A 24,606-nucleotide genomic window follows, 5' to 3' on the forward strand; every position below is an offset into this window, starting at 1 on the left:
CCGAGAAGCGCAGGGGAGTCGGAGCGCAGCGGAGACCGCTCGACCTAAGCGCCACAGGCCAACCCGCCGCCGCCTTGCCGCCTCGGCCGTCGAGCGCGGTATCCAACGTCCGCTCCGGGTCGAGTGCGGTCATTGCATGCCCGCCTGTGCCGAGGTGGTGCGTTGGCGTTCAGTCCAGCAGGCTCGCATCCCAGGCATGCACCGTCTGCTGCTGCTCCCCCAGCCCCTCGATGCCCAGTCGCATCACGTCCCCGGCCTTCAGGTACACCGGGCTTGGCTTCACGCCCATGCCCACGCCGGGCGGCGTGCCGGTGGTGATGACGTCACCCGGCCGCAGCGTCATGAAGCGGCTGAGGTAGCTGACCAGCGTGGCCACGCCGAAGATCATCGTCTTCGTGCTGCCGTTCTGGTAGCGGTGGCCGTTGACGTCCAGCCACATGCCCAGGGCCTGCGGGTCGGGCACCTCGTCGGCCGTCACCAGCCAGGGGCCGATGGGACCGAAGGTCTCGCAGCCCTTGCCCTTGTCCCACTGGCCGCCGCGCTCGAGCTGGTACTCGCGCTCCGAGACGTCGTTGATCACGCAGTAGCCGGCCACGTGCTGCAAGGCATCGGCCTCCGACACGTAGCGGGCCGTGCTGCCGATGACGACGCCAAGCTCCACCTCCCAGTCGCTCTTCACCGAGCCCTGGGGCAGCACCACCGGGTCGTTGGCGCCCACCGCGCAGTCCGGCGTCTTCATGAAGACGATCGGTTCCTTCGGAATCGGCATGTTGGACTCGGCCGCGTGGTCGGCGTAATTCAGGCCGATGGCGATGAACTTGCCCAGTCCGGTCCAGGGCACACCGGCGCGACCCATCGGCACCACCGGCAGCTTGGTCGGATCCAGGGCACGCAGCTTGGCCAGGCCCGTGGGCGACAGCGTCTGCGCGGTGATGTCGGCGACCACGCCAGAGAGATCGCGCACCTGGCCGTCGGCGTCGAGCAGGGCGGGCTTTTCCTGGCCCTTGGGGCCGTGTCGCAGGAGTTTCATGGATGTCGTGTCGTGGGTTTCAGTTGCTCCAGCCGCCGTCGATGATCTGCGCGGTGCCGGTGGTGAAGCGGGATTCGTCGCTGGCCAGGTACACGGCCAGCAGCGCGATCTCCTCGGGTGTGCCCAGCCGGCCCATGGGCTGGCGGGCGATGAAGGCGGCCTCCACCTGTTCGGTGGTCTGGCCGCTGGCAGCGGCCTGCGCGGCGATGCGGTCGCGCAGGCTGGGGCTTTCCACCGTGCCGGGGCAGATGGCGTTGCAGCGGATGCCCTTGGTGATGAAGTCGGCCGCGACGGACTTGGTCAGACCAATGACCGCGGCCTTGGTGGCGCCGTAGACGAAGCGGTTGGGCGCTCCTTTGATGCTGCCGGCCACAGAGGCGATGTTGATGATGGACCCGGAACCCTTCGCGAGCATGCCGGGCAGGAAGGCCTGGATGGTGCGGAACTGTGAGCGCACGTTGAGGTTGAACGCGAAGTCCCAGTCGGCCTCGCTGCAGTCGAGCACCGTGCCGGCGTGCACGAAGCCGGCACCGTTGAAGAGGATGTCCACCGGACCGTGGGCCGTGGCGGCGGCCTGGATGGCCTGCGGATCCAGCGCGTCGAGCTTCAACGTGGTGGCGCCCTGCAGCGTGGCGAGCAGCGATTCGTTCAGGTCGGTAGCGATCACGCGTGCGCCTTCGCGCACGAAGGCCTCGGCCACGGCGCGGCCGATGCCCTGGCCGGCTGCGGTGAGGAAGGCGGTCTTGCCCTGCAGTCTCATGGGTTGGTCTCGGGAGGTCAGGAGGGAATCAGCTGCACCTTGGTGCTGCGGGTCTTGTCGGCGGCCAGCGCAAACGCGTCGGCGGCCTGGGTCAGCGGCAGTTGCGCGCTGATCAGCGGCCGCACATCGACGCGCCGGCTGCGGATGGCCTGCACCGCCCAGTCGAAGGCCAGGTGGGCGCGGAAGACGCCGCGGTAGTCGAGTTCGCGCGCCATGACGCTGTTGGCCGGGAACGCGATCTCCGCCGGCAGTGTGCCCACCTGCATCACGCGGCCGCCGCGCTTCACCGCGGCCAGGCAGGTGGCCAGCGCGGCCGGGTGGCCGGCACACTCGATGGCCACGTCGGCCGTGTCCGCCAGCGCTTTCGGATCGATCTGGTCGGTGCGCACGACCTCGTCGGCGCCGACCGTGCGCGCCATGGCCAGCGGGCGATCCATCACGTCGCCGACGATCACGCGCGCGGCCCCCGCCAGGCGCGCGGCCAGCACCGTCATGCAGCCGATGGTGCCGCCGCCGGTGATGAGCACCGTCTCGCCCAGCACCGGGCCGGCGCGGTGCAAGGCGTGCAGGCCGATGGACAGCGGTTCGGCGCACGCGATCTCGCCGAGGCCGATGTCGGCTTCGGTGATCGGCGTGAGCTGGGTTTCGCCCATCACGAAGGCGTCGCGGAACAGGCCCTGGGCGTGCGGGAACACGCTGGCGCTGCCCAGGAAGAACATCGTCCGGCACAGGTTGCCACGCCCGCTGCGGCAGTAGTCGCAGTGGCCGCAGGGGTGCGAAGGATTGATCGCCACCCGGTCGCCCGGCTGCACGCGCGTGACGGCGCTGCCGATGGCCTCCACCACGCCCGAGGCCTCGTGGCCCGGGATCAGCGGCTCGCGCACCTGGAAGGCGCCGACCCGGCCGTGCTGCCAGTAGTGCAGGTCCGACCCGCAGATGCCGGCCGCGCCCAGGCGCAGGCGCACGTCGTGCGGGCCGAGCGCGGGCGTGTCCAGCTGTTCCAGGCGCAGGTCATGCGCGGCGTGGATGCGGCAGGTGAGGGTCATGTCGGGCGGATCCTCGTGCCGGCCAGCTGTTCCTGTGCCTCCACCAGCGCCGGCACGAACTTGCGGCCATGCCCCAGCGCGCTGGCCAGCGCCAGGGCCTGGTGCACGGCCTCGCCGACCACGCTGGGCGTGCCCTGGTTCTCGGCCAGGTGCGTGTAGTAGCGCACGTCCTTGCGCGCGTTGTCGAGCTCGAACTTCAGGCCGTCCATCTGGCCATCCAGGGTCTTGGCCATGGCCTGGAACAGGCCGCAGTTCACCGGCCCCATGCCGATCAGCGCCACCAGCTGCTTCAGGTCCACACCGGCCTTGGTACCCACCGCGAAGGCTTCCGCCGTGGCGGTGCAGATGGCTTGGGCGATGAAGTTGTTCAGCAGCTTGATGGTGTGGCCGGCGCCTGGGCCACCGACGTGGAACACGTTCTCGGCGAAGCACTTGAGCACCGGCTCGATCTGCGCGAACAGCGCTGGCTCGGCGCCAACCATCACGTTCAGCCGCCCGGCCTCGGCCTCCACCGGCGTGCGCGACAGCGGCGCGTCGACGAAGGCCATGCCGGCGGCGGTGCAGCGCTGGCGCAGGCGTGCCGTGCTGTCGGGTTCCGAGGTGGAGCAGTCGACGATCACCAGTCCCGGCTTCGGCGCGGCCAGGATGGCGTCCATGTTGGCCTCCACCTGCGGCGAACCGGTGACACACAGGAACAGGATCTCGCTGCGCGCGGCCAGGTCGGCGGGGGAGGGCGATTCCGTGGCGCCGGCGGCCAGCAGGTCGGCCACGCGCTCGCGGTTGCGGTGCACGGTGATCGCCAGCGCATGGCCCTTGGCCAGCAGGTGTTTCGCCATGCCGTGGCCCATGAGGCCGCTGGCGCCGATGAAGCCGATGTTCATGGCCACATCCGTCTCAGCCTCGACCCACGAACGGCATCTTCGTGGCCATCACGTTGACGAACAGCATGTTGGCCGACAGCGGCAGGCGTGCCATCGTCAGGAAGGCGTCCACCACGCACTGCAGGTCCATGCGCGGCTCGGGTTTCATCGTGCCGTCGGCCTGCGGCACCCCGGCCACCATGCGGTCGGTCATCTCGCTGGCGGCATTGCCGATGTCGATCTGGCCGACGGCGATGTCGTAGGGTCGCCCGTCCAGCGCGGCCGTGCGCGTCAGGCCGCTGATGGCGTGCTTGGTGGCCGTGTAGCCGATGGAGCCCGGGCGCGGTGCATAGGCCGAGATGCTGCCGTTGTTGACGATGCGGCCGCCCATCGGCTGCTGCGCCTTCATGATGCGGAAGGCTTGGCTCAGGCAGTAGAAGCTGCCGTTGAGGTTGGCGTCCACGATGCGCCGCCAGTCCGCGCCGCTGACGAGATCGGGCGTCTGTGGCGGCAGGCCCATGCCGGCGTTGTTGAACAGCAGGTCCAGGCGGCCGAAGGTCTGCTCGATCTGCGCGAAGGCGGCGGCCACCTGGTCCTCCTGGCCCACGTCGCAGGCGATGGGCAGACAGCGCGACGCGGCTTTACCAGCCTTCTGCGCGGTTTCCTTCAGCGCGTCGATGCGCCGGCCGATCAGGGCCACGCTCCAGCCCTCGGCCAGCAGGCCCAGCGCGCAGGCGCGGCCGATGCCGGAGCCTGCGCCGGTGATGGCGGCGTACTTCATGGGTGCTCGTCTCCTGTGGTGTGGTCATGCCCCGGCACTGCCGGGCGCTGGCCATTCAGTGATTGTCTTTCGGCACGAAGGCCCCGCGCTTGCCGCGCAGGAAGTCGAGGTCGGCGCCTTCGTCGGCCTGCAGCACGTGGTCGATGTAGAGCTTCCAGTAGCCGCTCTGCAGCGGCGGCACCGGCGGCTGCCAGGCGGCGCGCCGGCGGTCGAGCTCGGCGTCGTCCACATGCAGGTGCAGGCGGCGGCCAGGGACGTCCAGCGTGATCAGGTCGCCGTTGTGCACCAGGGCCAGCGGGCCGCCTGCGGCGGCCTCCGGGGCGGTGTGCAGCACCACGGTGCCGTACGCGGTGCCGCTCATGCGCGCGTCGCTGATGCGCACCATGTCGGTGATGCCCTTCTTCAGCACCTTGGGCGGCAGCGGCATGTTGCCCACCTCGGCCATGCCGGGGTAGCCCTTGGGGCCGCAGTTCTTCAGGACCAGGATGCAGGTCTCGTCGACGTCGAGGTTGTCGTCGTCGATGCGCTGGTGGAAATCGTCGCTGTCTTCGAATACCACGGCGCGGCCGGTGTGCACCATCAGTTCGGGCGTGGCGGCACTGGGCTTGATCACCGCGCCGCGCGGCGCCAGGTTGCCGCGCAGCACGGCGATGCCGGCCTTGTCCTTGAACGGCTGGTCGAAGGGCTTGATCACGCGCGGGTCGTAGACCTCGGCGCTGGCGATGTTCTCGCCCATGGTCTGGCCGGTGACGGTGATGACGTCGCGGTGCAGCAGGTGCTCGATCTGCTTCATCACCGCGGGCAGGCCGCCGGCGTAGCAGAAGTCCTCCATCAGGTGCTCGCCGCTGGGCTGCAGATTCACCAGGCAGGGCAGTTCGCTGCCCAGACGCTCGAAGTCGTCCACCGTCAGCGGCACGCCCAGGCGGCCTGCGATGGCGATCAGGTGGATGACCGCATTGGTGCTGCCGCCGATGGCCGCCAGCGTGCGGATGGCGTTCTCGAAGGCCTCGCGCGTGAGCACCTTGGACAGGTTCATGTCCTCGTGCACCATGTCCACGATGCGCCGGCCGGCCATGCGTGCCAGCACGTTGCGACGGCCGTCCACCGCTGGGTAGGCGGCGTTGCCGGTCAGGCCCACGCCCAGCGCTTCCACCATGCTGGCCATGGTGCTGGCCGTGCCCATGGTCATGCAGTGGCCGTGGCTGCGGTGCATGCAGCTCTCGGCCTCGAAGAAGTCGGCCAGCTTCAGCGTGCCCGCGCGCACCTGCTCGCTCATGCTCCACACACCGGTGCCCGAGCCCAGTTCCTGCCCGCGCCACTTGCCGTTGAGCATGGGCCCGCCGCTGACGCCGATGGTGGGCAGGTCGACACTGGCCGCGCCCATCAACAGCGCCGGCGTGGTCTTGTCGCAGCCGAAGAGCAGCACCACGCCGTCCAGCGGGTTGCCACGGATGCTCTCCTCGGTGTCCATGCTGGCCAGGTTCCGGTAGAGCATGGCCGTAGGGCGCAGCAGCACCTCGCCCAGCGACATCACCGGGAACTCCAACGGGAAGCCGCCGGCCTCGTGCACGCCGATCTTCACCTGCTCGGCGATGGTCCGAAAGTGGCTGTTGCAGGGCGTGAGTTCGCTGAAGGTGTTGCAGATGCCGATGACCGGCCGGCCCTCGAACTGGTCGTGCGGGATGCCCTTGCCCTTGAGCCAGCTGCGGTAGGCGAAGCCATCGCGGTCCTGGCGGCCGAACCAGTGGTAGCTGCGGAGTTCTTCGGCACGCTTCCTGCGGCGGGTGGGTTCGCTCATCGGGGGTTCTCTCGGGTGCTGGCTTTCCCGGGTGTGACCGGGGCGTCTTCAATACTATGGTATGACGATTGAAGACCTCACCGTGGAATCCCCGATGTCCGACCCCTCGCGCCCGCACCTGCTCACCGCTGCCAAGTTGTCGCCGATGTTGATGCCCCAGATCGAGGCGGCCTTCGTCGTGCTCGACCGCCTGCACGAGGCCGACCCGGCGGCCTTTGCCGCCGTGGCGCCGCAGATCCGTGCCATCGCGGCCAGTGGCGATTCGCGCGTCCCGGGCGACCTGATCGCCCGCCTGCCGGCGCTGGAGACGATCTCGGTGATGGGCGTGGGCTACGACGGCGTGGACGTGGCGGCGGCCAAGGCGCGCGGCGTGATGGTGACGCACACGCCCGACGTGCTCAACGACGACGTGGCCGACCTGGCGCTCGGCCTGATGCTGTGCGCATCACGGCAGTTGCCCGCAGCCGACCGCTGGGTGCGTAGCGGAGACTGGGCTGCCCGAGGCGCCATGCCCCTGGCGCGCAAGATGTCCGGTGCGCGCCTGGGCATCGTCGGCATGGGGCGCATCGGCCAGGCCATCGCCCAGCGGGCGGTGGCGTTCGGCATGGACATCGCCTACACCGCGCGGTCCGCCAAGCCGGCGCTGCCCTGGGCCTTCGTGCCCGATGTGACGGCGCTCGCCGCGTGCAGCGATTTCCTGGTGCTGATCACCCCTGGAGGCGCAGGGACGCGCCACCTGGTGAACGCCGAGGTGCTGCGCGCGCTGGGCAAGGGTCGCGGTGAGGGCATCCTCGTCAACGTGGCCCGCGGCTCGGTGGTCGACGAGGTGGCGTTGATCGAGGCGCTGGAGGGTGGCGTGATCGCCGGTGCGGCGCTGGACGTCTTCGCCGACGAACCGAACGTGCCCGAACGCCTGCGGGCGATGCCGCACGTGGTGCTGGCACCGCACATCGGCAGCGCCACGAACGCCACGCGCCAGGCCATGGCGGACCTGGCGGCCGACAACCTGCGGCTGCACTTCGCCGGCCAGGCCGTGCGCACGCCCGTGCCGGAGTGCCGCTGAGCATCGACAGCGGCCGGTGCGCCGACGATCAGGGAAACCCCGGGAACTGCATTGGTTCAATCATCATACGATAAGACCACAGGCCCATCCGAGGCCCTGTCACGCAAGGAGACGAACCGCATGAAGACCAAGTTGCTGCTCGCCGCGCTCGCCGGCGCCGGATTGATCGCCAGCGGCCAGGCGGCCGCCCAGGAGAAGCTCACCGTCTGGTGGGCAAAGGGCTTTTACAAGGGCGAGGACGACGCCTTCCTCGAGGCGGTGAAGAAGTTCGAGGCCAGGTACCCGACCATCAAGGTCGACCTGTCGCTCTACGCGCCGCAGGAAGGCATCCCGAAGTCGGTGGCCGCGCTGGACGCGGGCAACCCGCCGGACGTGGCGTATAGCGACGTGTTCGACTTCCAGGTCACGGCCAAGTGGGCCTCCGAGGGCAAACTCGAGGACATCGCCGGGATCATCGACCCGATCCGGGACCGCTTCGAGCCGCGTGCCCTGTCCACCACCTTCCTGCTCGACGCCACCACGGGCAAGCGGTCGTACTACGCCTACCCGATCAAGCAGCAGACCATGCACATCCAGTACTGGAAGGACATGCTGGCCGAGGCGGGCTTCAAGGACAGCGACATCCCCAAGGACTGGAAGGGCTACTGGGACTTCTGGTGCGACAAGGTGCAGACCGCGTACCGCCAGAAGACCGGCAAGCGCGTCTTCGGCACCGGCTTTCCGATGGGCGTGGACTCGAGCGATTCGTTCTACTCGTTCCTGACCTTCATGGACGCGCACAACGTGACGCTGGTCAGTGATTCCGGCAAGCTGCTGGTCGATGACCCGGCGGTGCGCCAGGGCCTGATCAACACCGTCAACGACTACGCCGGTGCCTACACCCGGGGCTGCACGCCGCCGTCGTCCACGGCCTGGAAGGACCCGGACAACAACGTCGCCTTCCACAACAAGACCATCGTGCTGACGCACAACGCGACGATCTCGATCGCGACCAAGTGGCTCGACGACTCGACGAACCCCAACCTGACGCCGGAACAGCGCGCCACGGCCAAGGACAACTACGAGAACCGCATCGCCACCGCCGGCTTCCCCAGCAAGCCCGACGGCAGCAAGATGATCTACCGCGCCGCGGTCAAGACGGGTGTCATCTTCAAGGCGGCCAAGAACAAGGACGGCGCGCGCAAGTTCGTCAGCTTCCTGCTCGACGAGAAGAACCTGACGCCTTATGTCGAAGGCGCGAAGGGCCGCTGGTTCCCGGTGCTCAAGACCAGCCAGCAAAGCCCGTTCTGGAAGGCCGACCCGCAGCGGCTGGCGGTCTACAACCAGTTCATGGCGGGCACGACGCCGTTCGAGTTCACGAAGAACTACAAGTTCACGACGCTGAACAACGAGAACGTCTGGGCCAAGGCGGTCAACCGGGTGGTCAGCGAGAAGTGGCCCACCGAACGTGCCGTGGACGAGATGATCGCCCGCATCAAGACGGTGGCCGGCAACTGACCAAGGCGCGCTGAGCGGTGCTTGCGCCGCCCTGCCGGCCCTGGTGGCTGGCAGGGTGGGCGAGCCGCCGCATGCTTGGCCTCCTCCTGAACTGCGCATGAGCACCTCCGCTGTCGCCCCGCTGCCCAAGAAGCCGCGTGCCGCGAACACCTGGCATCGCTGGGGCCGCATCCTGGTGACGCCGTACGTGCTGATCTTCCTGGTCTTCGTGCTCTACCCCGTGGGCTACGGCCTGTGGCTGGCGCGAGACCCGCAGAACTACGTGCAACTGGCGGGTGACCCGGTGTTCTTTCGCACCGTGGTCAACACGGTGGTATTTCTCGTCGTGGCGGTCAACCTGAAGATGATGATCGCGCTGGGCCTGTCCGGCTTCTTCGTGCAGTCCCGGTGGTGGATCAAGATCGTCGCGCTGGTCTTCATCCTGCCCTGGGCCGCGCCTTCGATCCCGACCATCCTGTCGGTGCGGTTCATGCTGAACCCGGAGTGGGGCGTGATCAACACGCTCTATTTCAAGCTGACGGCGCTGGATGGTCCGAACTGGCTGAACGACCCAACGCTGGCCTTCAGCCTGTCGATGCTGATGCACATCTGGAAGTCGCTGCCCTTCTGGACGCTGATCCTGGTGGCCGGCCGGTTGGCGATCCCGACCGAACAGTACGAGGCGGCCAGCGTCGACGGCGCCTCGCGCTGGCAGAAGTTCCGCTTCATCACCTGGCCGGCGATGAAGGGGCTCTACCTCACCTCCACCATCCTGTCGATGATCTGGACGCTGGGCGACTTCAACAGCGTCTACCTGCTCACCGGCGGTGGCCCGGCCGACCTGACGCACGTGCTTGCGACGCTAGGCATTCGCTACCTGCGGCTGGACCAGGTGGAACTGGCCATGGCGTCCATCGTGGTGGCGCTGCCGCTGGTGCTGCCGCTGGTCTACGTGATGATGAAACGGCTGAGCAAGTGAGCGCGGCCGCGCGGAGAACGCCATGAAGTTCAGCTGGCGCAAGGCGAGCCGGGAAGCCCAGCTGCTGCTGGTGGGCATCCCGGTGCTGCTGTGGACGCTGATCCCGGTCTACCACCTGTTCCTGTTCGCGATCTCGCCGCGTGACACCGCCACCAGCGGCAGGCTGTGGCCCGATCACCCGACGATGCAGAACTTCACCACGGTGTTCCAGCAGCAGCACTTCTACCTGAACCACTTCTGGCTTCAGCTGGGCAACTCGCTGCTGATCGCCGTGGGGGTCGGTGTGCTCACGCTGATCATCGCCACCTGCGCCGCCTTCGCCATCAGCCGGCTGCGCGTGCCCGGCGGGCGTACGGTGATGAACCTGGCGCTGTTCACCTACTTCATCCCGGCGGCCTTCCTGGCCGTGCCCATGTACAAGACCATGGCCAACTACGGCCTGCTCAACAGCAAGTGGTCCATGGTGCTGGCGATGGTGACCATCGCCTCGCCGTACTGCATCTGGGTGCTCAAGCAGGCCAGCGACAAGCTGCCCTGGGAACTGGACGAGGCGGCGCGCATCGACGGCGCGTCGCCGCTGCAGCTGTTCCGCCTGGTCTACGTGCCGCTGATGGTGCCGTCCCTGGTGGCGGTGGGCACCTATGCGCTGCTGCTGGCCTGGAACGAATACCTCTACGGCTTCCTGCTGTTGAGCAAGGAAACGGATCTCACGCTGGCCGTGGCGCTCGGCAACTTCCTGGCGGCCGACGACTCGCCGTGGGAGTTGCTGATGGCCACCGGCTTCGTCTACGCGCTGCCACCGGCGGCGATCTACTACGCGTTCAAGCGCTACATGGTCTCGGGCCTCACCGCAGGCGCCGTGAAAAGCTGATGGCAAGCGTCACTTTCCGCGACATCCAGAAGAGCTACGGCCGGGTCAAGGTCATCCACGGCATCGAGTTCCAGATCACCGATGGCGAGTTCGTCGTGCTCGTGGGGCCGTCGGGCTGCGGCAAGAGCACGCTGCTGCGCATGCTCGCGGGCCTGGAGGAGATCTCCGGCGGCGAGATCCTGATCGACGACACCGTGGTCAACGACCTGGAGTCCAAGGACCGCGACATCGCGATGGTCTTCCAGAGCTATGCGCTGTACCCGCACATGACGGTACGCGAGAACATGGGCTTCAGCCTGCGCCTGCGCAAGGCCGACCCGGCCGACATCGCGCGGCGCGTGGACGACGCGGCGCGCATCCTCAACCTGGACAAGCTGCTCGACCGCTACCCGCGCGAGCTCTCCGGGGGGCAGCGCCAGCGCGTGGCCATGGGGCGTGCCATCGTGCGCAAGCCCAAGGTCTTCCTGTTCGACGAGCCGCTGAGCAACCTCGACGCCAAGCTGCGCGTGGCCATGCGCGCCGAGATCAAGGCCCTGCACCAGCGGCTGAAGACGACCACGGTCTATGTCACCCACGACCAGATCGAGGCGATGACGATGGCCGACCGCATCGTCGTCATGCACGACGGCATCGTCGAGCAGATCGGCACCCCGCTGGAACTCTTCGACCGCCCGGGCAACCTCTTCGTCGCCCAGTTCATCGGCAGCCCGGCGATGAACGTGTTCGACGGCACGGTGCGCAGCGGCATGGTGGAGGCACTGGGCGCCCGCTGGCCGCTGCCGGCTGGTGTGGGCCGGGAAGGGCAGGACGTGCACTACGGCATCCGGCCGACCGACCTGGCGCTGGCCACGGACGGCATTGCTGCGGAGGTGGTGGTGGTGGAGCCCACGGGTGCGGAGACCGAACTGCTGCTGCGCGTGGGCGGGCAGGACATGACCGTGGTGATGCACGGGCGCACCGAGGCACGCGCCGGCGACACCGTGCACCTGGCACTGGACGGCGCCAAGGCCCACGTCTTCGACCGCGCCGGTGGCGCGCGCCTGGGGTGATGCCGTGCGCGGCGCGCCACGGGTGGTGGTGATGGGGGTCAGCGGCTGCGGCAAGAGCACGGTGGGCCGGCTGCTCGCGGAGCGGCTGGGCGTGAACTTCGTCGAAGGCGACGCGCTGCATTCCGACCGCAACGTGGCCAAGATGGCCGCTGGCGTTCCGCTGACCGACGCCGACCGCCACGGCTGGCTGCAGGCCGTGGCCGAACAACTCAACAACCCGACCGCCGAGGCCAGTGGCGTGGTGGCCTCTTGCTCGGCGCTCAAGCGCATCTACCGCGACCTGCTGCGTGCCGGCGCGCCGGACCTGCGCTTTGTGTTCCTGCATGGCGACCGCGCGTTGCTGGCGCAGCGGCTGGGCAGCCGCAGCGGGCACTACATGCCGCCGTCGCTGCTGGAGAGCCAGCTTGACACGCTGGAGCCGCCGGGCGACGACGAAGCCCCGATCCGGCTGGACATCGCCCTGGCGCCACCCCGGCTGGTCGAGCAGGCACTGCAGGCACTGCAGGCCCTGGAGAACCCTTCATGATCAACGCCGACACCTTCCGCCTCGACGGCCGCGTGGCCCTGGTCACCGGCTCGTCCACCGGCATCGGCCTGGCGCTGGCGCGCGGCCTGGCCCAGGCGGGCGCCACCGTGGTGCTCAACGCACGCGACGCCGCGCGGCTCGAAACAGCGCGTGCGACGCTGGCGGCCGAAGGGCTGCAGGCGCACGCGCGCGCCTTCGACGTCACCGATGCCGCGGCGGTGGAAGCGGCCGTGGCCGACATCGAGGCCCGGATAGGCCCCATCCACGTGCTGGTCAACAACGCCGGCATGACGCGCCGCGGGGCCTTCCACGAGCAGCCCGCGGCCGACTGGCAGGCCATCCTGCGCCTGAACGTGGACAGCCTGTTCGTTGTCGGCCAGATCGTGGCCCGCCGCATGGTGGCGCGCGGGGCCGGGCGCATCATCAACACCTGCTCGGTGATGAGCGAGCTGGGGCGGCCGGGCACGGCGGCCTACACCGCCAGCAAGGGTGCGGTGAAGATGCTGACCAAGGGCATGGCCATCGACCTCGGGCCGCTGGGCATCAACGTCAACGGCATCGGCCCGGGCTACTTCCGCACCGAGCTGACCGCGCCCCTGGCGGCCGACGAGGCCTTCAACCGCTGGCTCATCGGCCGCACGCCCAGCCGCCGCTGGGGCGAGGTGGAGGACCTGGCCCCGGCCGTGGTCTTCCTGGCCAGCGACGCCAGTCGTTTCGTGAACGGGCACATCCTGTACGTGGACGGCGGCGTGACGGCCACGCTGTGAGCCCGATGCACCGGGCATGATGGCGACCATGGCGACATTCACCCAGGTCATCCTCTTCACCGACACCGACGGTCGGGCACGCTTCCGCGAGCAGGACGTGCCGCTGGACGAGGGCACGCCGCAGGCGCGGCTGTCGGCCCTGATGCCCGGCGGCGGCCTGCAGCTGCGCGAGAGCCCCGTGGGTTTCCGCAGCAGCTTCCACTGCACCGGCACGCCGCAGTGGGTGTTCATCCTGCGCGGTCGGATGGAGATCGGCCTGCAGGACGGCAGCAGCCGCGTCTTCGGGCCCGGCGAGCACTTCTTTTCCGCCGACACGCTGCCCGAGGGCGCGACATTCGACGCCGCGTTGCATGGCCACTGGAGCCGCCAGGTGGGGCCCGATCCGCTGGTCACGGCCTTCGTGCGGGGGGCGCCGTGAAGCCCCCGGTGCGCAACGTCCATGGCCACACGCTGCACGCGCTGGGCGAGGCCATCGTCGCCGGCCGCCACCCCGTGGGCAGCAGCATCCCGCCGGAGCCGCAGCTGTGCGAGGCCTTCGGCGTCAGCCGCACCGTGGTGCGTGAGGCCATCAAGTCGCTGGTGGCCAAGGGCATGCTCAGCACCGGGCCCAAGGTGGGCACACGCGTGCTGCCGGCCGAGCAGTGGAACTGGTTCGACCCGGACCTCGTGGCCTGGCAGAGCAAGGCCGGCCTGTCCAAGGAGTTCCTGCGCGACCTGCAGGAACTGCGCCGCGTGGTGGAACCCGCGGCGGTGCGCCTGGCAGCCGAGCGTGCCACGGCCGCCGACATCGCTGCCATCGAGGACGCCTATGCCGGCATGAAGCAGGCCATCGAGGAAGGCGGCGACTACGTCACGCACGACCTGCGCTTCCACCAGGGCCTGCTGCGCGCCTGCCGCAACCGCATGATGGTGCAGATGAGCAAGGCCATCGGGGCGCTGCTGCGAACCAGCTTCGAGATCTCCACCAGCAAGCCCGACGGCACGCGCGAATCGCTGCCGCTGCACCGCGCCGTGCTCGATGCGGTGATCGCGCGCCAGCCGGCTAAGGCGGAGAAGGCGATCCTGGTGCTGATCGACGGTGCGGCCGAGGACATCGACCTCGTGCTGGCATCGCGTCGCAGGCTGCCATCGCTGGCGGCGCCGCCGGTCAGCCTGCGTGCGCCGGCACCAGTCAAGGCGGGCAGGCGCGTCAAGGCATGAAGGTGATGAGATGAAGCTGATGGTCACCGGCGGTGCCGGATTCGTCGGTGCGCGCCTGGTGCGCGCGCTGCTGGCACGCGGCGAGCTTCAGGGTCGGGCGATCGAACGCATCGTGATCGCCGACCAGGCAGCCCCGCCGGCGGATCTGGCCGCCGATGTACGCGTCGAGGTGCGCACGGGGCCGCTGTTGTCTCAGGTCGGCGCGCTGAAGGACGAGGCCTTCGACGGCGTGTTCCACCTGGCCTCGGCCGTGTCCGGCGAATGCGAGGCGGATTTCGACCTCGGCCTGCGCAGCAACCTCGACACCACGCGGGCGCTGCTGGACGCGCTGCGCGCCCGTGTCGAGGCCGGGCATGCGCCGGCGCGGCTGGTGTTCAGCAGCTCGGTGGCGGTCTTCGGGCCCGACGCGTCGGTGCCCTTGCCGGCGCTGGTGACCGACACCACGTTGCCGGCCCCGCAGACCAGCTATGGCACACACAAGCTGGTGTGCGAGCACCTGATCGCCGACTGGACGCGCAAGGGCTTCGTCGATGGCCGCAGCGCGCGGCTGATGACGGTGGCGGTGCGCCCGGGGCGGCCCAACGGCGCCGCCAGTTCGTTCTTCAGCGGCATCATCCGCGAGCCGCTGGCAGGGGAAGAAGCCATCTGCCCGGTGGACGACACGGTGTCGCATCCGCTGACCTCGGTGCGCGCCACGGTGGATGGCCTGATCACCGTCTACGAGGCGTCCCGCGAGGCCTTCGGCGGCCGCCTGGCGCTGAACCTGCCGGCGGTGAACGTCACCGTGCGCCAGATGCTCGACGCGCTGGAGGCGGTGGCCGGCCCGGCCGTGCGCGCCCGCGTGCGTTTCGAGCGCGACGAGCGCATCGCCGGCATCGTGGCCGGCTGGTCCCGCGGCGCCACCGCCGAGCGTGCGGCGGCCCTGGGCCTGCGGCCCGAGCCGGACTTTGCCACCATCATCCGCCAGTACATCGACGACCACGCCGCGCACCCGACGGCGCTGAGGGGGTTGCAGTGAACACCTACGACCTGACCGGCCGCGTGGCCGTGATCACCGGCGGTGCCCAGGGCATCGGCTACGCCACCTGCGAACGCCTGCTGGCCAGCGGCGCGCAGGTGGTGATCTGGGACATCGATGCGGCGAAGCTGGACGCCGCGTGTGCCGAGCTCGGCAAGTCGGGCACCGTCAGCGGGCGTGTCGTGGAGTTGACCGACGATGCGGCCGTGGCCGCGGCCACCGCGGCGCTGCCGGCCATCGACATCCTGGTCAACAACGCCGGCATCACCGGCGGCAACGCCACCACCTGGGAGCTCGACCCGGTGGTGTGGCGGCGCGTGATCGAGGTGAACCTGATCGCGCCGTACCTGACCTGCCGCCATGTGGCCCCGCGCATGAAGGCCGCGGGCCGTGGGCGCATCGTCAACATTGCGTCCGTCGCCGGCAAGGAAGGCAACCCCAACGCCAGCCACTACAGCGCCAGCAAGGCGGGCCTGATCGCGCTGACCAAGTCGCTGGCCAAGGAACTGGCCACGTCGGGCGTGCTGGTCAACGCCATCACGCCGGCGGTGGCCAAGACCGCGATGTTCGAGCAGATGACCCAGCAGCACATCGACTACATGCTGGGCAAGATCCCGATGGGCCGCTTCCTGATGCCCGAGGAGATCGCCGCCATGGTGGCCTGGCTGTGCAGTGACGACTGCAGCTTCAGCACCGGCGCCGTGTTCGACATCACCGGCGGGCGCGCGACGTACTGAGCACGCCGCCGCGCCGTCCTGCGGGTCTCCCGTGGCACTGGCCCGCGCCAGGTCCGCGCGGGTTGGGCCTGAACCGCGCCCGAGCGGGTGGAGCCTCGGCGCCATGGTCTATGGTCCGGGGTGAAGGCCGGCTGCCCGGCTGCCGCACCAACCCACCACCGTGACGATGGACGAAACCCGCTGGCGCCGGCTGCAGGCGTTGTTCGCCGAGGCCGTGGACCTGGCGGAGCCGGCGCGCGCCGAATACATCGCGAAGGCCTGCGGCACGGACGCGGCGCTGGCCGATGCCCTGCGCAGCCTGCTCCAGGCGGACGCCGCCACGGATGCATCCAAGGGTCAGGACCCCGTGCCCGCCGCCGTGGCGCAAGCCGCGGCACAGTGGGTGGCCGAGGGTCGGCGCGGCCTCGTCGGGGAGCGCCTGGGCCCGTGGCGCATCACCGCGCATCTGGCCGACGGTGGCATGGGCGCGGTCTACCTTGCCGAGCGTGCCGACGACCAGTACGAACAGGTGGCGGCGGTCAAGTTGCTGAACCCCGCGCTGGTCGGCGACGACTCGCGGGCCCGCCTGGCGGCAGAGCGTCAGATCCTGGCCCGGCTGACGCACCCGCATATCGCGCGCCTGCTCGACGGTGGCACCACCGCCGACGGCGCGCCCTACCTGGTGATGGAGTTCGTCGACGGCGAACCCATCGACGCCTGGTGCCAGCACCAGGGCCTGGGCACCGCGGCACGCCTGCGCCTGTTCGCGCAGGTTTGTCGTGCCGTGGACCACGCGCACCGCAACCTCGTCGTGCACCGCGACCTGAAGCCGAGCAACATCCTCGTCGATGGCAGCGGCGTCCCCAAGCTGCTGGACTTCGGCATTGCGCGGCTGCTCGACGCCGAGGGCGTCACGCGCAGCGGCGAGCGCCTGCTGACGCCCAGCCACGCGGCCCCGGAGCAGGTGACCGGCGGGCCGGTGACGACGGCCACCGACGTCTATGCCCTGGGCGTGCTGCTCTACGACCTGCTGACCGGGCGCCTGCCGCATGCCGACACGCCGGGCAACCCGGCGGCGCTGGCCCGTGCCATCGTGGAGACCGAGCCGCCGCGGCCCAGCGATGCTGTCTCCGACGGCAGCAGCCGCCGCCTGCAGGCACAGGGTGAGCGCGGCGGGCGGCTGTCGCCCGAGCGCCTGGCGCGCGAGTTGCAGGGCGACCTGGACAACATCGTGCTGATGGCGCTGCGCAAGGAGCCGGAGCGACGCTACGAGAGCGCGCAGGCGCTGGCGCAGGACATCGAGCGCTTCCTGGCGCACCGGCCCGTGCAGGCGCGGCGCGACACGCTGATGTACCGCGGCAGCAAGTTCCTGCGCCGGCACCCGGTGAGCGTGCCGGTGTCCGCGGTCGCCATCGTGCTGGCCGTGGGCGGGACGGCGGCTTTCACCTGGCGGCTGGCCGACGAGCGCAACCGTGCCCTGGCCGCCGAGCGCAGCGCCCAGCGCACGGCCGACTTCACGGCCACGCTGCTGGAGAGCACGCAGGCGGAAGAGGGCGCCGCGCGGGACGTCACCGTGCGCGACCTGCTGGACAAGGCAGCCGGGCGCATCGAGGCCGAACTGCAGGCCGATCCCGAGGTGGCCGGCCGGCTGCGCAGTGCGCTGGGGCGGGCGTACCACAGCTGGAGCGCTTACGAGCAGGCGCTGCAGATGCACCAGTCGGCGCTGCAGCTGCTGCGGTCGCAGCACACCGGCCCGCACCGTGAGGTGGCCCGCGTGCTGTCGTCGCTGTCGGACATCACGCACGACCAAGGCGAGCTCGATGCCTCGCTGGACTGGGCGCTGCAGGCCGAGACCATGTGGCGGGAGGTCGGCACACCGGCCGAGCAGGCCGACGCGCAGGTGCTGCTGGGTGCCTCGTACAACGCGCTGCGCCGACACGCCGACGCCGAGCCGGTGTTCCGCCGCGCGCTGGCCACGCTGCGCGGGCTCGACGGCGGCCGCGACAGCGAGGGCCTGGCCAACGCCATTTTCTACCTGGCCTACAACCTGTACTCGACCGGTCAACTCGACGAGGCCCTGACCCTGTACGAAGAGACCGTGGCCATGCGGCGGCGCATGAAGGCGCCCGATGTCCGGCTTGGCGAGCTGCTGCGGCACGTGGCCCTGGTGCACTACGAACGGGGTGCCATCGAAGCCGCGGAGGCGGCGGCCCGCGAGGCGCTGCAGCGTCTGCTGGCCGCCTATGGCGATCGGGGGCATCCCTTGCTGGCCGGTGCGCAGCGGCTGCTGGCGGGCCTGCTGATCGAGCGTGGACAGATCGACGAGGCGGCCCGGCTCACGGCGGAATCGCTGGCCACCGACCGCAGGCACGCCGGTGAACGACACCGCTGGACGGCGGGTTCCCTGGACTGGCACGGTCTGGCGCTGATGCACCAGGGGCGGTTGACGGAAGCCCGGCAGATGACCGAGCTTTCGCTGTCGATCCGGCGCGAGGTGCTGCCGGCCGACCATGGCGACCTCGTGCGCTCGCACCTGATGCTCGGCCGCATCGCGCTGGCGGATGGGCAGCCGGCATCGGCGGAGCGCCACCTGCGCGAGGCACTGCGGGTGGCCCGGGTCGGCGAGAACCTGCACCGGGCACCGACCGAGGACGTGCTGATCGTGCTGGGTCGTGCCGTGGCGATGCAGGGCCGGCGTGAGGAGGGGCGCGCGCTGACGGCGGAAGGGGCGGCCATGCGCCGCATCGGGCACCACCGGCGCCAGGTGGCCGAGGCCCTGCTGGGCCTGCCGCCCTTCGTGGCGACCGCGTCGCCGGAGGCCACCGACCTGGCGACCCGGCTGCGCGACGAGCTTGTACAGCGCCTGGGGCCAGAGGCACCGTCGGTGTTCGAACTGGACCGCAGCTTGGGGGCTCGGTAGGCCCCACTCGGCGGGGCGTCGTGGCTTCCCACGACCGCGATGAGCTCGGTCGCTTCGCCCGGCGCGGAGCAGTCGGCAGGGACTGTTCTGGAGGGGGCTCCCACGACCTCGCAGAGCTCGGTCGCTTCGCCAGGCGCAGAACAGTCCGCAGGGACTGTTCTGCGTCCGGGCTCAGCCCACGCGGCCGATCAGCAGGTATTCCATCAGGGCCTTCTGCACGTGCATGCGGTTCTCCGCCTCGTCCCAGACCACGCTCTGCGGGCCGTCGATGACCTCGGCGGCCACTTCCTCGCCACGGTGGGCGGGAAGGCAGTGCATGAACAGCGCGTCGGGCTGCGCCAGCTGCATCATCTGCACGTCGACGCACCAGTCGGCAAAGGCGGCGCGGCGGGCTTCGTTCTCGGCCTCGTAGCCCATGCTGGTCCAGACGTCCGTGGTCACCAGGTGCGCGCCGGCGCAGGCGGCGGCCGGGCTCTTGAAAAGCTTCAGGCAGCCGGGGTTCTGGACGCCGGCGACCGCCGGGTCGATCTCGTAGCCGCCGGGCGTGCTCACGTGCAGCGTGAAGCCCAGGATGTCGGCCGCCTGCAGCCAGGTGTTGGCCATGTTGTTGCCGTCGCCGACCCATGCCACCACCTTGCCCTGGATGGATCCCCGGTGCTCGATGAAGGTGAAGATGTCGGCCAGAATCTGGCAGGGGTGGTATTCGTTGGTCAGGCCGTTGATCACCGGCACGCGTGAATGCGCCGCGAAGGCCTCGAGCTTGGCCTGCTCGTAGGTGCGGATCATCACCAGGTCGACCATGCGGCTGATGACGCGCGCGCTGTCCTCGATGGGCTCGGCGCGGCCGAGCTGGCTGTCGCCGGTGGTCAGGTGCACCACCGAGCCGCCCATCTGGTACATGCCGGCCTCGAAGCTGACGCGGGTGCGCGTGCTGGCCTTCTCGAAGATCATCGCCAGCGTGCGGTCCACCAGCGGCTGGTACTTCTCGTAGTTCTTGAAGCGCGTCTTGATGATGCGCGTGCGCTCAAGCAGGTAGGCGTATTCCTCGGCGCGGAAGTCCTTGAACTGCAGGTAGTGCTTCATCAGCGTGTCGCCGGGTTTCATGTCGGCTCCGCACGGCCGCCCGAAGGGGCCGACGCGCCCCCGTGGGGGGCTGCGAACGGAGCGAGCTGGGGGGTACTCATTCTGAAAGGAAGTCCCGGATCACCGGTACCAGGATCTGCACGATCTGATCGGCCTCGTCGGCGCTGAGGATCAGCGGCGGCACCAGGCGCACGACGCGGTCGGCGGTGACGCTGAGCATCAGGCCAGCGTCGGCGGCGCGCTGCAGGATCGCGCCGCAGGGGCGGTCGAGCTCGATGCCGATCATCAGGCCGGCGCCGCGCACTTCCTTCACGCCGGAGACGCCTTCCAGGCCGCGCTTCAAGCCGTCGGACAGCCGCGCGCCGATGACCGCTGCGTTCTCCAGGAGGCCATCTTCCTCCATGATGCGCAGTGTCTCGACGCCGGCACGCATGGACAGCGGGTTGCCGCCAAAGGTGGTGCCGTGGTTGCCGGGCCCGAAGATGTTCACTGCCTTCGGACCGCAGACCACGGCACCGATCGGCACGCCCGAGCCCAGGCCCTTGGCCAGCGGCATCACGTCGGGCTTCACGCCGGCCCACTGGTGCGCGAACCACTTGCCGGTGCGGCCGATGCCGCACTGCACCTCGTCGAGCATCAGCAGCCAGTCCTGGCGGTCGCACAGCGCGCGCAGGCCTTGCAGGTAGTCCCAGCGGGCCGGGTGGATGCCGCCTTCGCCCTGGATGGTCTCCAGGAACACGGCCACCACGTTGGGGTTGTCGCGGGCGGCCTTCTCCACCGCTGCCAGGTCGTTCAGCGGCACACGCACGAAGCCTTCCACCAGCGGGCCGAAGCCGGCCTGCACCTTCGGGTTGCCGGTGGCCGACAGCGTGGCGATCGAACGGCCGTGGAAGGCTGCCTCGTAGACGATGATCTCCGGGCGCTCGATGCCCTTGTCGTGGCCGAACTTGCGCGCCAGCTTCAGCGCGGCTTCGTTCGCCTCCAGCCCGGTGCTGCAGAAGAAGGCGCCCGACAGCCCGGACAGCGCGCACAGCTTGGCGCCCAGCTGCTCCTGCAGTGGTACCTCGTAGTAGTTGGAGCAGTGGATCAGCTTGCCGATCTGGTCCTGCAGCGCCGGCACCAGCTTGGGGTGGGCGTGGCCGAGCGTGTTGACGGCGATGCCGCCCAGGCCGTCCAGGTAGCGCTTGCCGTTGGTGTCCCAGACGCGGCAGCCCTGGCCATGGCTGAGCGCGATCGGCAGCCGGCCATAGGTGTTGAGCACGTGGGGCATCGGCCGCGTCGTCGAGTCCGGTGCAGTCATCGGCAAGGTCCTTGCGCAGGGTCGGAGGCCGATGATTCTAGGCGCCTGCAGCCGGGTGGATGCTGCAACGCAGCAGAACCGGGGCACAATCGCGGGTTCCGATGAGCAGCACCGGCCAATACACCATTCGAGGCGTCACGCAGGACGGTCGCCCGTTCAGGCCCAGCGATTGGGCCGAACGCCTGGCCGGTGCCATGTCCTCGTTCAGGCCGGGCGGCGGGGCCGGAGGGCCCGGCGCGCACATTGGCTATTCGCCGTACTGCTTTCCGCGCGTGGTGGGCGGCGTGAAGTGCGTGATCGTCGACGAGGCCCTGCGCGGCATCGAACCCATGGCCTGGGACTTCGTGATGAACTTCGCCCGTGACAATGGCCTGACCGTCGTCGACGGCGCGGCGCCGGCCGATTGAGCCTGCCGACGATCGGACTCCCTGGCGTATGCCCGAATGACAAAAGGGCCTGCTGTGCAGGCCCTTCTTGCGTGCAGGCAGCGCGCCTGCGGCGAGCCGCGTCAGGCGGCAGCGGTCGCCAGCGCCTTCACCTTGGCCGCCAGGCGGCTCTTGTGGCGGGCGGCCTTGTTCTTGTGGAAGATGCCCTTGTCGGCCACCGAGTCGATGACCTTCTGCGCATGCTTGAACAGGTCGGTCGCCTTGTCGGCATCACCGCCGGCCACCGCCTTCTGCACGTTCTTGATGACGGTGCGGAAGTGCGAGCGCAAGGAAGAGTTGTGCGCGTTCAGCTTGACGTCCTGGCGCGCGCGCTTGCGGCCGGAGGCGAGGCGGACAGTCTTCTTCTTGGCTTTGGACGAGGTGGCCATGCTGTAGGGGTTGAACCTTCGTAAGGTGCGTTAGGTGCAAAGACCATCGAGTATAGCATGCGGAAGCAGACCGTGCAATGACGGCCGGGCGGCCCGCTAGAATGCCGCGCTTCCGATGAACCTGCTGAAGTCCGCCTCCATCGTCTCGCTGCTGACGCTTGCCTCGCGCGTGACGGGCCTGGTGCGGGAACAGCTGGTGGCCGCCACCTTCGGCGCCAGCGCCGCCACCGATGCTTTCAATGTGGCGTTCCGCCTGCCCAACCTGTTCCGCCGGCTCTTCGCGGAAGGGGCATTCTCGCAGGCGTTCGTGCCGGTGCTGGCCGCCACGCGCACCCAGGAGGGCGATGCGGCCACCAAGGCCCTGGTCGATGCCGTGGCCACCCTGCTGGCCTGGGCGCTGGTGGGGCTGTGCGTGGTGGGTGTTGCCGGCGCGCCGGTGCTGGTCTGGCTCATCGGTTCGGGCCTGGAGCGCTTCGACACCGCCGTACTGCTGACGCGGCTGATGTTCCCGTACATCGGCTTCATGTCCCTGGTGGCGCTGGCCGCCGGCATCCTCAACACCTGGAAGCGTTTTGCGGTGCCCGCGGCGACGCCGGTGCTGCTGAACCTGTGCTTCATCGCGGCGGCCTGGTGGGGCGCGCCGGCCTTCGAACGCCGGGACTGGGACCCGATCCTGGCGCTGGCGGCGGGCGTGATGGCCGGTGGTCTGCTGCAACTGGCGGTGCAGGTGCCGGCACTGGCCCGGCTGGGACTGCTGCCGCGGGTGTCGCTGCTGCCGGGGCGTATCGCGGCGGCGTGGCGCCACCCGGGCGTGGTACGCGTGCTGCGGCAGATGGCGCCGGCGCTGCTGGGCGTGTCGGTGGCCCAGGTGTCGCTGGTGATCAACACGCAGATCGCTTCCCATGTCGGCGTCGGCGCTGTGTCGTGGCTGACCTATGCCGACCGCCTGATGGAGTTCCCGACCGCGCTGCTCGGCGTGGCGCTGGGCGTGGTGCTGCTGCCGCAGTTGTCGGCCGCTCGAGCGGGCAGCGATGCCGAGGCCTATTCCGGCCTGCTCGACTGGGGCCTGCGCCTGGTGCTGGTGCTGGCGCTGCCCTGTGCGATCGCGCTGCTGGTGTTCCCCGAGGCGCTGATCGCGGTGCTGTTCCACTATGGCGCCTTCTCGGCGCGCGACGTGGCGATGACGGTGATGGCGTTGCAGGGCTACGGTTTCGGCCTGCTGGGCCTGATCGGCCTGAAGATCCTGGCGCCCGGCTTCTATGCGCGCGAGGACGTCAAGACACCGATGAAGGTGGCGGTGGTGGCCTTGGTGCTCACGCAGGCCATGAACCTCGTCTTCGTGCCCTGGCTGGGGCATGCGGGCCTGGCCTTGTCTATCGGTGTCGCGGCGCTGTTCAACGCGGCCACGCTGCTGGTGCTGCTGCGCCGTCGCGGGCTGTACACGCCGGCGCCCGGCTGGGGCGGCTTCGCGCTGCGCGTCGGGGCAGCCAGCGCCGTGCTCGGCGGGCTGCTCGCCGTGGCCGCGCAGCGGATCGACTGGATCGCGCTGCAGGCCCACGCCGGCCAACGCGCGGGCGTCATCGCCGCCGTGCTGGGCGGGGTGGCACTGGTGTACTTCGTGCAGCTTCACCTGTCGGGCCTGCGCCTGGCAGCCTTCCTGCGCCGCGGGTGAGTCATGGCCGTCAAGCTGGACCTGACCACGCCACCGACACCGCTGCAGTACTTCGCGGCGCTGGTGGCGCACGACGATGGCCTGCCGTTGCTGGAGGCTGCGGCGGCCATTGCCCAGCACGCCCAGCCATCGCTGGACACCCAGGCCGTGCTGGCCGAGGTCGACGCGCTGGGTGACGCGCTGCGCCGGCGCCTCCCGGCCGATGCCGGCGCGCTGCAGCGGCTGCAGATGCTGAACCGCTACTTCTTCCAGGAGCTCGGGTTCGCCGGCAACCTGAACCACTACGAGGACCCGGCGAACTCCGACCTCTCGCAGGTCCTGGCGCGACGGCGCGGCATCCCGATCACGCTGGCGGTGCTCTACATGGAACTGGCCGCGCACGCCGGCCTGGCGGCCGGCGGCGTGTCCTTTCCCGGGCACTTCCTGGTCAAGCTGCACCTGCCACAGGGCGAGGTGGTGATGGACCCGTTCAGCGGCCGGTCACTGTCCCGCGACGAACTCGAGGAACGCCTGCAGCCCTGGCGTCGGCGCATGGCGCTGCCTGCCGAGGACGAGCCGCCGCTGGGCCTGTTCCTGCAGGCAGCCACGCCACGCGACATCCTGGCGCGCATGCTGCGCAACCTCAAGGCCATCCACCAGGCGGCGCACGACCTGCCGCAGCTGCTGTCCGTGCAGGAGCGCCTGGTGGCCCTGCTGCCCGACGACCCGCTGGAGCGCCGAGACCGTGCCCTCATCGACGGCCAGTTCGGCCGGCTGGATCGTGCATGCGATGACCTGGCCGTGTACCTGCACGCCCACCCGGATGCCGATGACGCGCCTGCGCTGCGCCGGCAGCTGGCCCGGTGGCGGCAGTCGCCACCGGCCGCCCTGCACTGAC

At 69.8% G+C, this 24,606-nt stretch carries 24 protein-coding genes; 15 read left to right on the forward strand and 9 right to left on the reverse strand.

Features of this window, described 5'->3' with window-relative positions:
• Nucleotides 1–169 precede the first annotated feature (169 nt).
• Genes ENE75_RS20695 through ENE75_RS20720 form a run of 6 tightly spaced genes read right to left on the reverse strand, consistent with a single transcriptional unit; the run spans nucleotide 170 to nucleotide 6,275 of the window.
• Nucleotides 170–1,030 carry a fumarylacetoacetate hydrolase family protein gene (locus ENE75_RS20695; RefSeq protein WP_128200260.1) on the reverse strand — a complete coding sequence of 287 codons (861 nt, stop codon included), beginning with the start codon at nucleotides 1,028–1,030 and terminating at the stop codon, nucleotides 170–172.
• A 19-nt stretch (nucleotides 1,031–1,049) separates the two neighbouring features.
• A complete protein-coding gene (locus ENE75_RS20700; RefSeq protein ID WP_128200262.1) occupies nucleotides 1,050–1,790 on the reverse strand; it encodes an SDR family oxidoreductase in 741 nt (246 codons plus the stop codon).
• A 17-nt stretch (nucleotides 1,791–1,807) separates the two neighbouring features.
• Nucleotides 1,808–2,836 (reverse strand): L-idonate 5-dehydrogenase, encoded by a 1,029-nt coding sequence (locus tag ENE75_RS20705; RefSeq protein ID WP_128200264.1) that lies wholly within the window; start codon nucleotides 2,834–2,836, stop codon nucleotides 1,808–1,810.
• Nucleotides 2,833–3,717 (reverse strand): NAD(P)-dependent oxidoreductase, encoded by an 885-nt coding sequence (locus tag ENE75_RS20710; RefSeq protein WP_128200266.1) that lies wholly within the window; start codon nucleotides 3,715–3,717, stop codon nucleotides 2,833–2,835. Before ENE75_RS20710 ends, ENE75_RS20705 begins: the two co-directional genes overlap by 4 nt.
• Nucleotides 3,718–3,730: 13 nt before the next feature.
• Entirely contained in the window at nucleotides 3,731–4,477 is a 747-nt protein-coding gene (locus tag ENE75_RS20715; RefSeq protein ID WP_128200267.1) for an SDR family oxidoreductase, read from the reverse strand.
• A gap of 55 nt (nucleotides 4,478–4,532) precedes the next feature.
• The gene (locus ENE75_RS20720; protein WP_128200269.1) at nucleotides 4,533–6,275 is read right to left on the reverse strand and encodes an IlvD/Edd family dehydratase; all 1,743 of its coding nucleotides are present in this window, start codon (nucleotides 6,273–6,275) and stop codon (nucleotides 4,533–4,535) included.
• Between the two features lie 94 nt (nucleotides 6,276–6,369).
• On the opposite strand from ENE75_RS20720, the gene ENE75_RS20725 reads away from it, so the two are divergent.
• The 12 genes from ENE75_RS20725 (at nucleotide 6,370) to ENE75_RS25755 (ending at nucleotide 18,860) form a co-directional block, all read left to right on the forward strand.
• Complete coding sequence (locus ENE75_RS20725; protein ID WP_128200676.1) at nucleotides 6,370–7,338, forward strand: 2-hydroxyacid dehydrogenase; 969 nt, start codon at nucleotides 6,370–6,372, stop codon at nucleotides 7,336–7,338.
• 120 nt (nucleotides 7,339–7,458) lie between these two features.
• On the forward strand, nucleotides 7,459–8,835 hold the full coding sequence (locus ENE75_RS20730; protein ID WP_128200271.1) for an ABC transporter substrate-binding protein: 1,377 nt from the start codon (nucleotides 7,459–7,461) through the stop codon (nucleotides 8,833–8,835).
• Between the two features lie 97 nt (nucleotides 8,836–8,932).
• On the forward strand, nucleotides 8,933–9,793 hold the full coding sequence (locus ENE75_RS20735) for a carbohydrate ABC transporter permease (protein WP_128200273.1): 861 nt from the start codon (nucleotides 8,933–8,935) through the stop codon (nucleotides 9,791–9,793).
• Nucleotides 9,794–9,815: 22 nt separating this feature from the next.
• Complete coding sequence (locus tag ENE75_RS20740; RefSeq protein WP_128200275.1) at nucleotides 9,816–10,664, forward strand: carbohydrate ABC transporter permease; 849 nt, start codon at nucleotides 9,816–9,818, stop codon at nucleotides 10,662–10,664.
• Nucleotides 10,664–11,713 (forward strand): ABC transporter ATP-binding protein, encoded by a 1,050-nt coding sequence (locus ENE75_RS20745; protein WP_128200277.1) that lies wholly within the window; start codon nucleotides 10,664–10,666, stop codon nucleotides 11,711–11,713. Before ENE75_RS20740 ends, ENE75_RS20745 begins: the two co-directional genes overlap by 1 nt.
• Nucleotides 11,694–12,239: a gluconokinase gene (locus ENE75_RS20750; RefSeq protein ID WP_375138501.1), complete on the forward strand. Its 546-nt coding sequence runs from the start codon at nucleotides 11,694–11,696 to the stop codon at nucleotides 12,237–12,239. Before ENE75_RS20745 ends, ENE75_RS20750 begins: the two co-directional genes overlap by 20 nt.
• Nucleotides 12,236–13,006: a glucose 1-dehydrogenase gene (locus tag ENE75_RS20755; RefSeq protein WP_128200279.1), complete on the forward strand. Its 771-nt coding sequence runs from the start codon at nucleotides 12,236–12,238 to the stop codon at nucleotides 13,004–13,006. The genes ENE75_RS20750 and ENE75_RS20755 overlap by 4 nt, the downstream gene beginning before the upstream one ends.
• Nucleotides 13,007–13,034: 28 nt before the next feature.
• Entirely contained in the window at nucleotides 13,035–13,424 is a 390-nt protein-coding gene (locus ENE75_RS20760) for a cupin domain-containing protein (RefSeq protein ID WP_128200280.1), read from the forward strand.
• Nucleotides 13,425–13,432: 8 nt separating this feature from the next.
• Nucleotides 13,433–14,206, forward strand: coding sequence for a FadR/GntR family transcriptional regulator (locus ENE75_RS20765; RefSeq protein ID WP_128200680.1), 774 nt, complete (start codon nucleotides 13,433–13,435; stop codon nucleotides 14,204–14,206).
• Between the two features lie 10 nt (nucleotides 14,207–14,216).
• Nucleotides 14,217–15,224 (forward strand): D-erythronate dehydrogenase, encoded by a 1,008-nt coding sequence (gene denD, locus ENE75_RS20770; RefSeq protein WP_128200282.1) that lies wholly within the window; start codon nucleotides 14,217–14,219, stop codon nucleotides 15,222–15,224.
• Nucleotides 15,221–15,961: an SDR family NAD(P)-dependent oxidoreductase gene (locus tag ENE75_RS20775; protein WP_128200284.1), complete on the forward strand. Its 741-nt coding sequence runs from the start codon at nucleotides 15,221–15,223 to the stop codon at nucleotides 15,959–15,961. Before denD ends, ENE75_RS20775 begins: the two co-directional genes overlap by 4 nt.
• Nucleotides 15,962–16,127: 166 nt before the next feature.
• On the forward strand, nucleotides 16,128–18,860 hold the full coding sequence (locus tag ENE75_RS25755) for a serine/threonine-protein kinase (protein ID WP_128200286.1): 2,733 nt from the start codon (nucleotides 16,128–16,130) through the stop codon (nucleotides 18,858–18,860).
• A 171-nt stretch (nucleotides 18,861–19,031) separates the two neighbouring features.
• Here the strand turns inward: ENE75_RS25755 and argF are convergent, their stop codons facing one another.
• The gene (gene argF, locus ENE75_RS20785; RefSeq protein WP_128200288.1) at nucleotides 19,032–19,964 is read right to left on the reverse strand and encodes an ornithine carbamoyltransferase; all 933 of its coding nucleotides are present in this window, start codon (nucleotides 19,962–19,964) and stop codon (nucleotides 19,032–19,034) included.
• Nucleotides 19,965–20,040: 76 nt separating this feature from the next.
• Nucleotides 20,041–21,243, reverse strand: coding sequence for an aspartate aminotransferase family protein (locus ENE75_RS20790; RefSeq protein WP_128200290.1), 1,203 nt, complete (start codon nucleotides 21,241–21,243; stop codon nucleotides 20,041–20,043).
• A gap of 101 nt (nucleotides 21,244–21,344) precedes the next feature.
• On the opposite strand from ENE75_RS20790, the gene ENE75_RS20795 reads away from it, so the two are divergent.
• Nucleotides 21,345–21,650, forward strand: a complete 306-nt coding sequence (locus ENE75_RS20795) for a DUF3579 domain-containing protein (RefSeq protein WP_199232386.1) — start codon at nucleotides 21,345–21,347, stop codon at nucleotides 21,648–21,650.
• A 101-nt stretch (nucleotides 21,651–21,751) separates the two neighbouring features.
• On the opposite strand, the gene rpsT is transcribed toward ENE75_RS20795, so the two are convergent.
• Entirely contained in the window at nucleotides 21,752–22,057 is a 306-nt protein-coding gene (rpsT, locus tag ENE75_RS20800; RefSeq protein ID WP_128200293.1) for a 30S ribosomal protein S20, read from the reverse strand.
• Between the two features lie 115 nt (nucleotides 22,058–22,172).
• Here rpsT and murJ point away from each other — a divergent pair, with 115 nt between their 5' ends.
• Together murJ and ENE75_RS20810 are read left to right on the forward strand one after the other, a co-directional pair.
• Nucleotides 22,173–23,729, forward strand: a complete 1,557-nt coding sequence (gene murJ, locus ENE75_RS20805) for a murein biosynthesis integral membrane protein MurJ (protein WP_128200295.1) — start codon at nucleotides 22,173–22,175, stop codon at nucleotides 23,727–23,729.
• Nucleotides 23,730–23,732: 3 nt separating this feature from the next.
• Complete coding sequence (locus tag ENE75_RS20810; RefSeq protein WP_128200297.1) at nucleotides 23,733–24,605, forward strand: SirB1 family protein; 873 nt, start codon at nucleotides 23,733–23,735, stop codon at nucleotides 24,603–24,605.
• Nucleotide 24,606 lies beyond the last annotated feature (1 nt).

It is taken from the genome of Rubrivivax albus (assembly GCF_004016515.1).
Lineage (GTDB): Bacteria > Pseudomonadota > Gammaproteobacteria > Burkholderiales > Burkholderiaceae_C > Rubrivivax > Rubrivivax albus.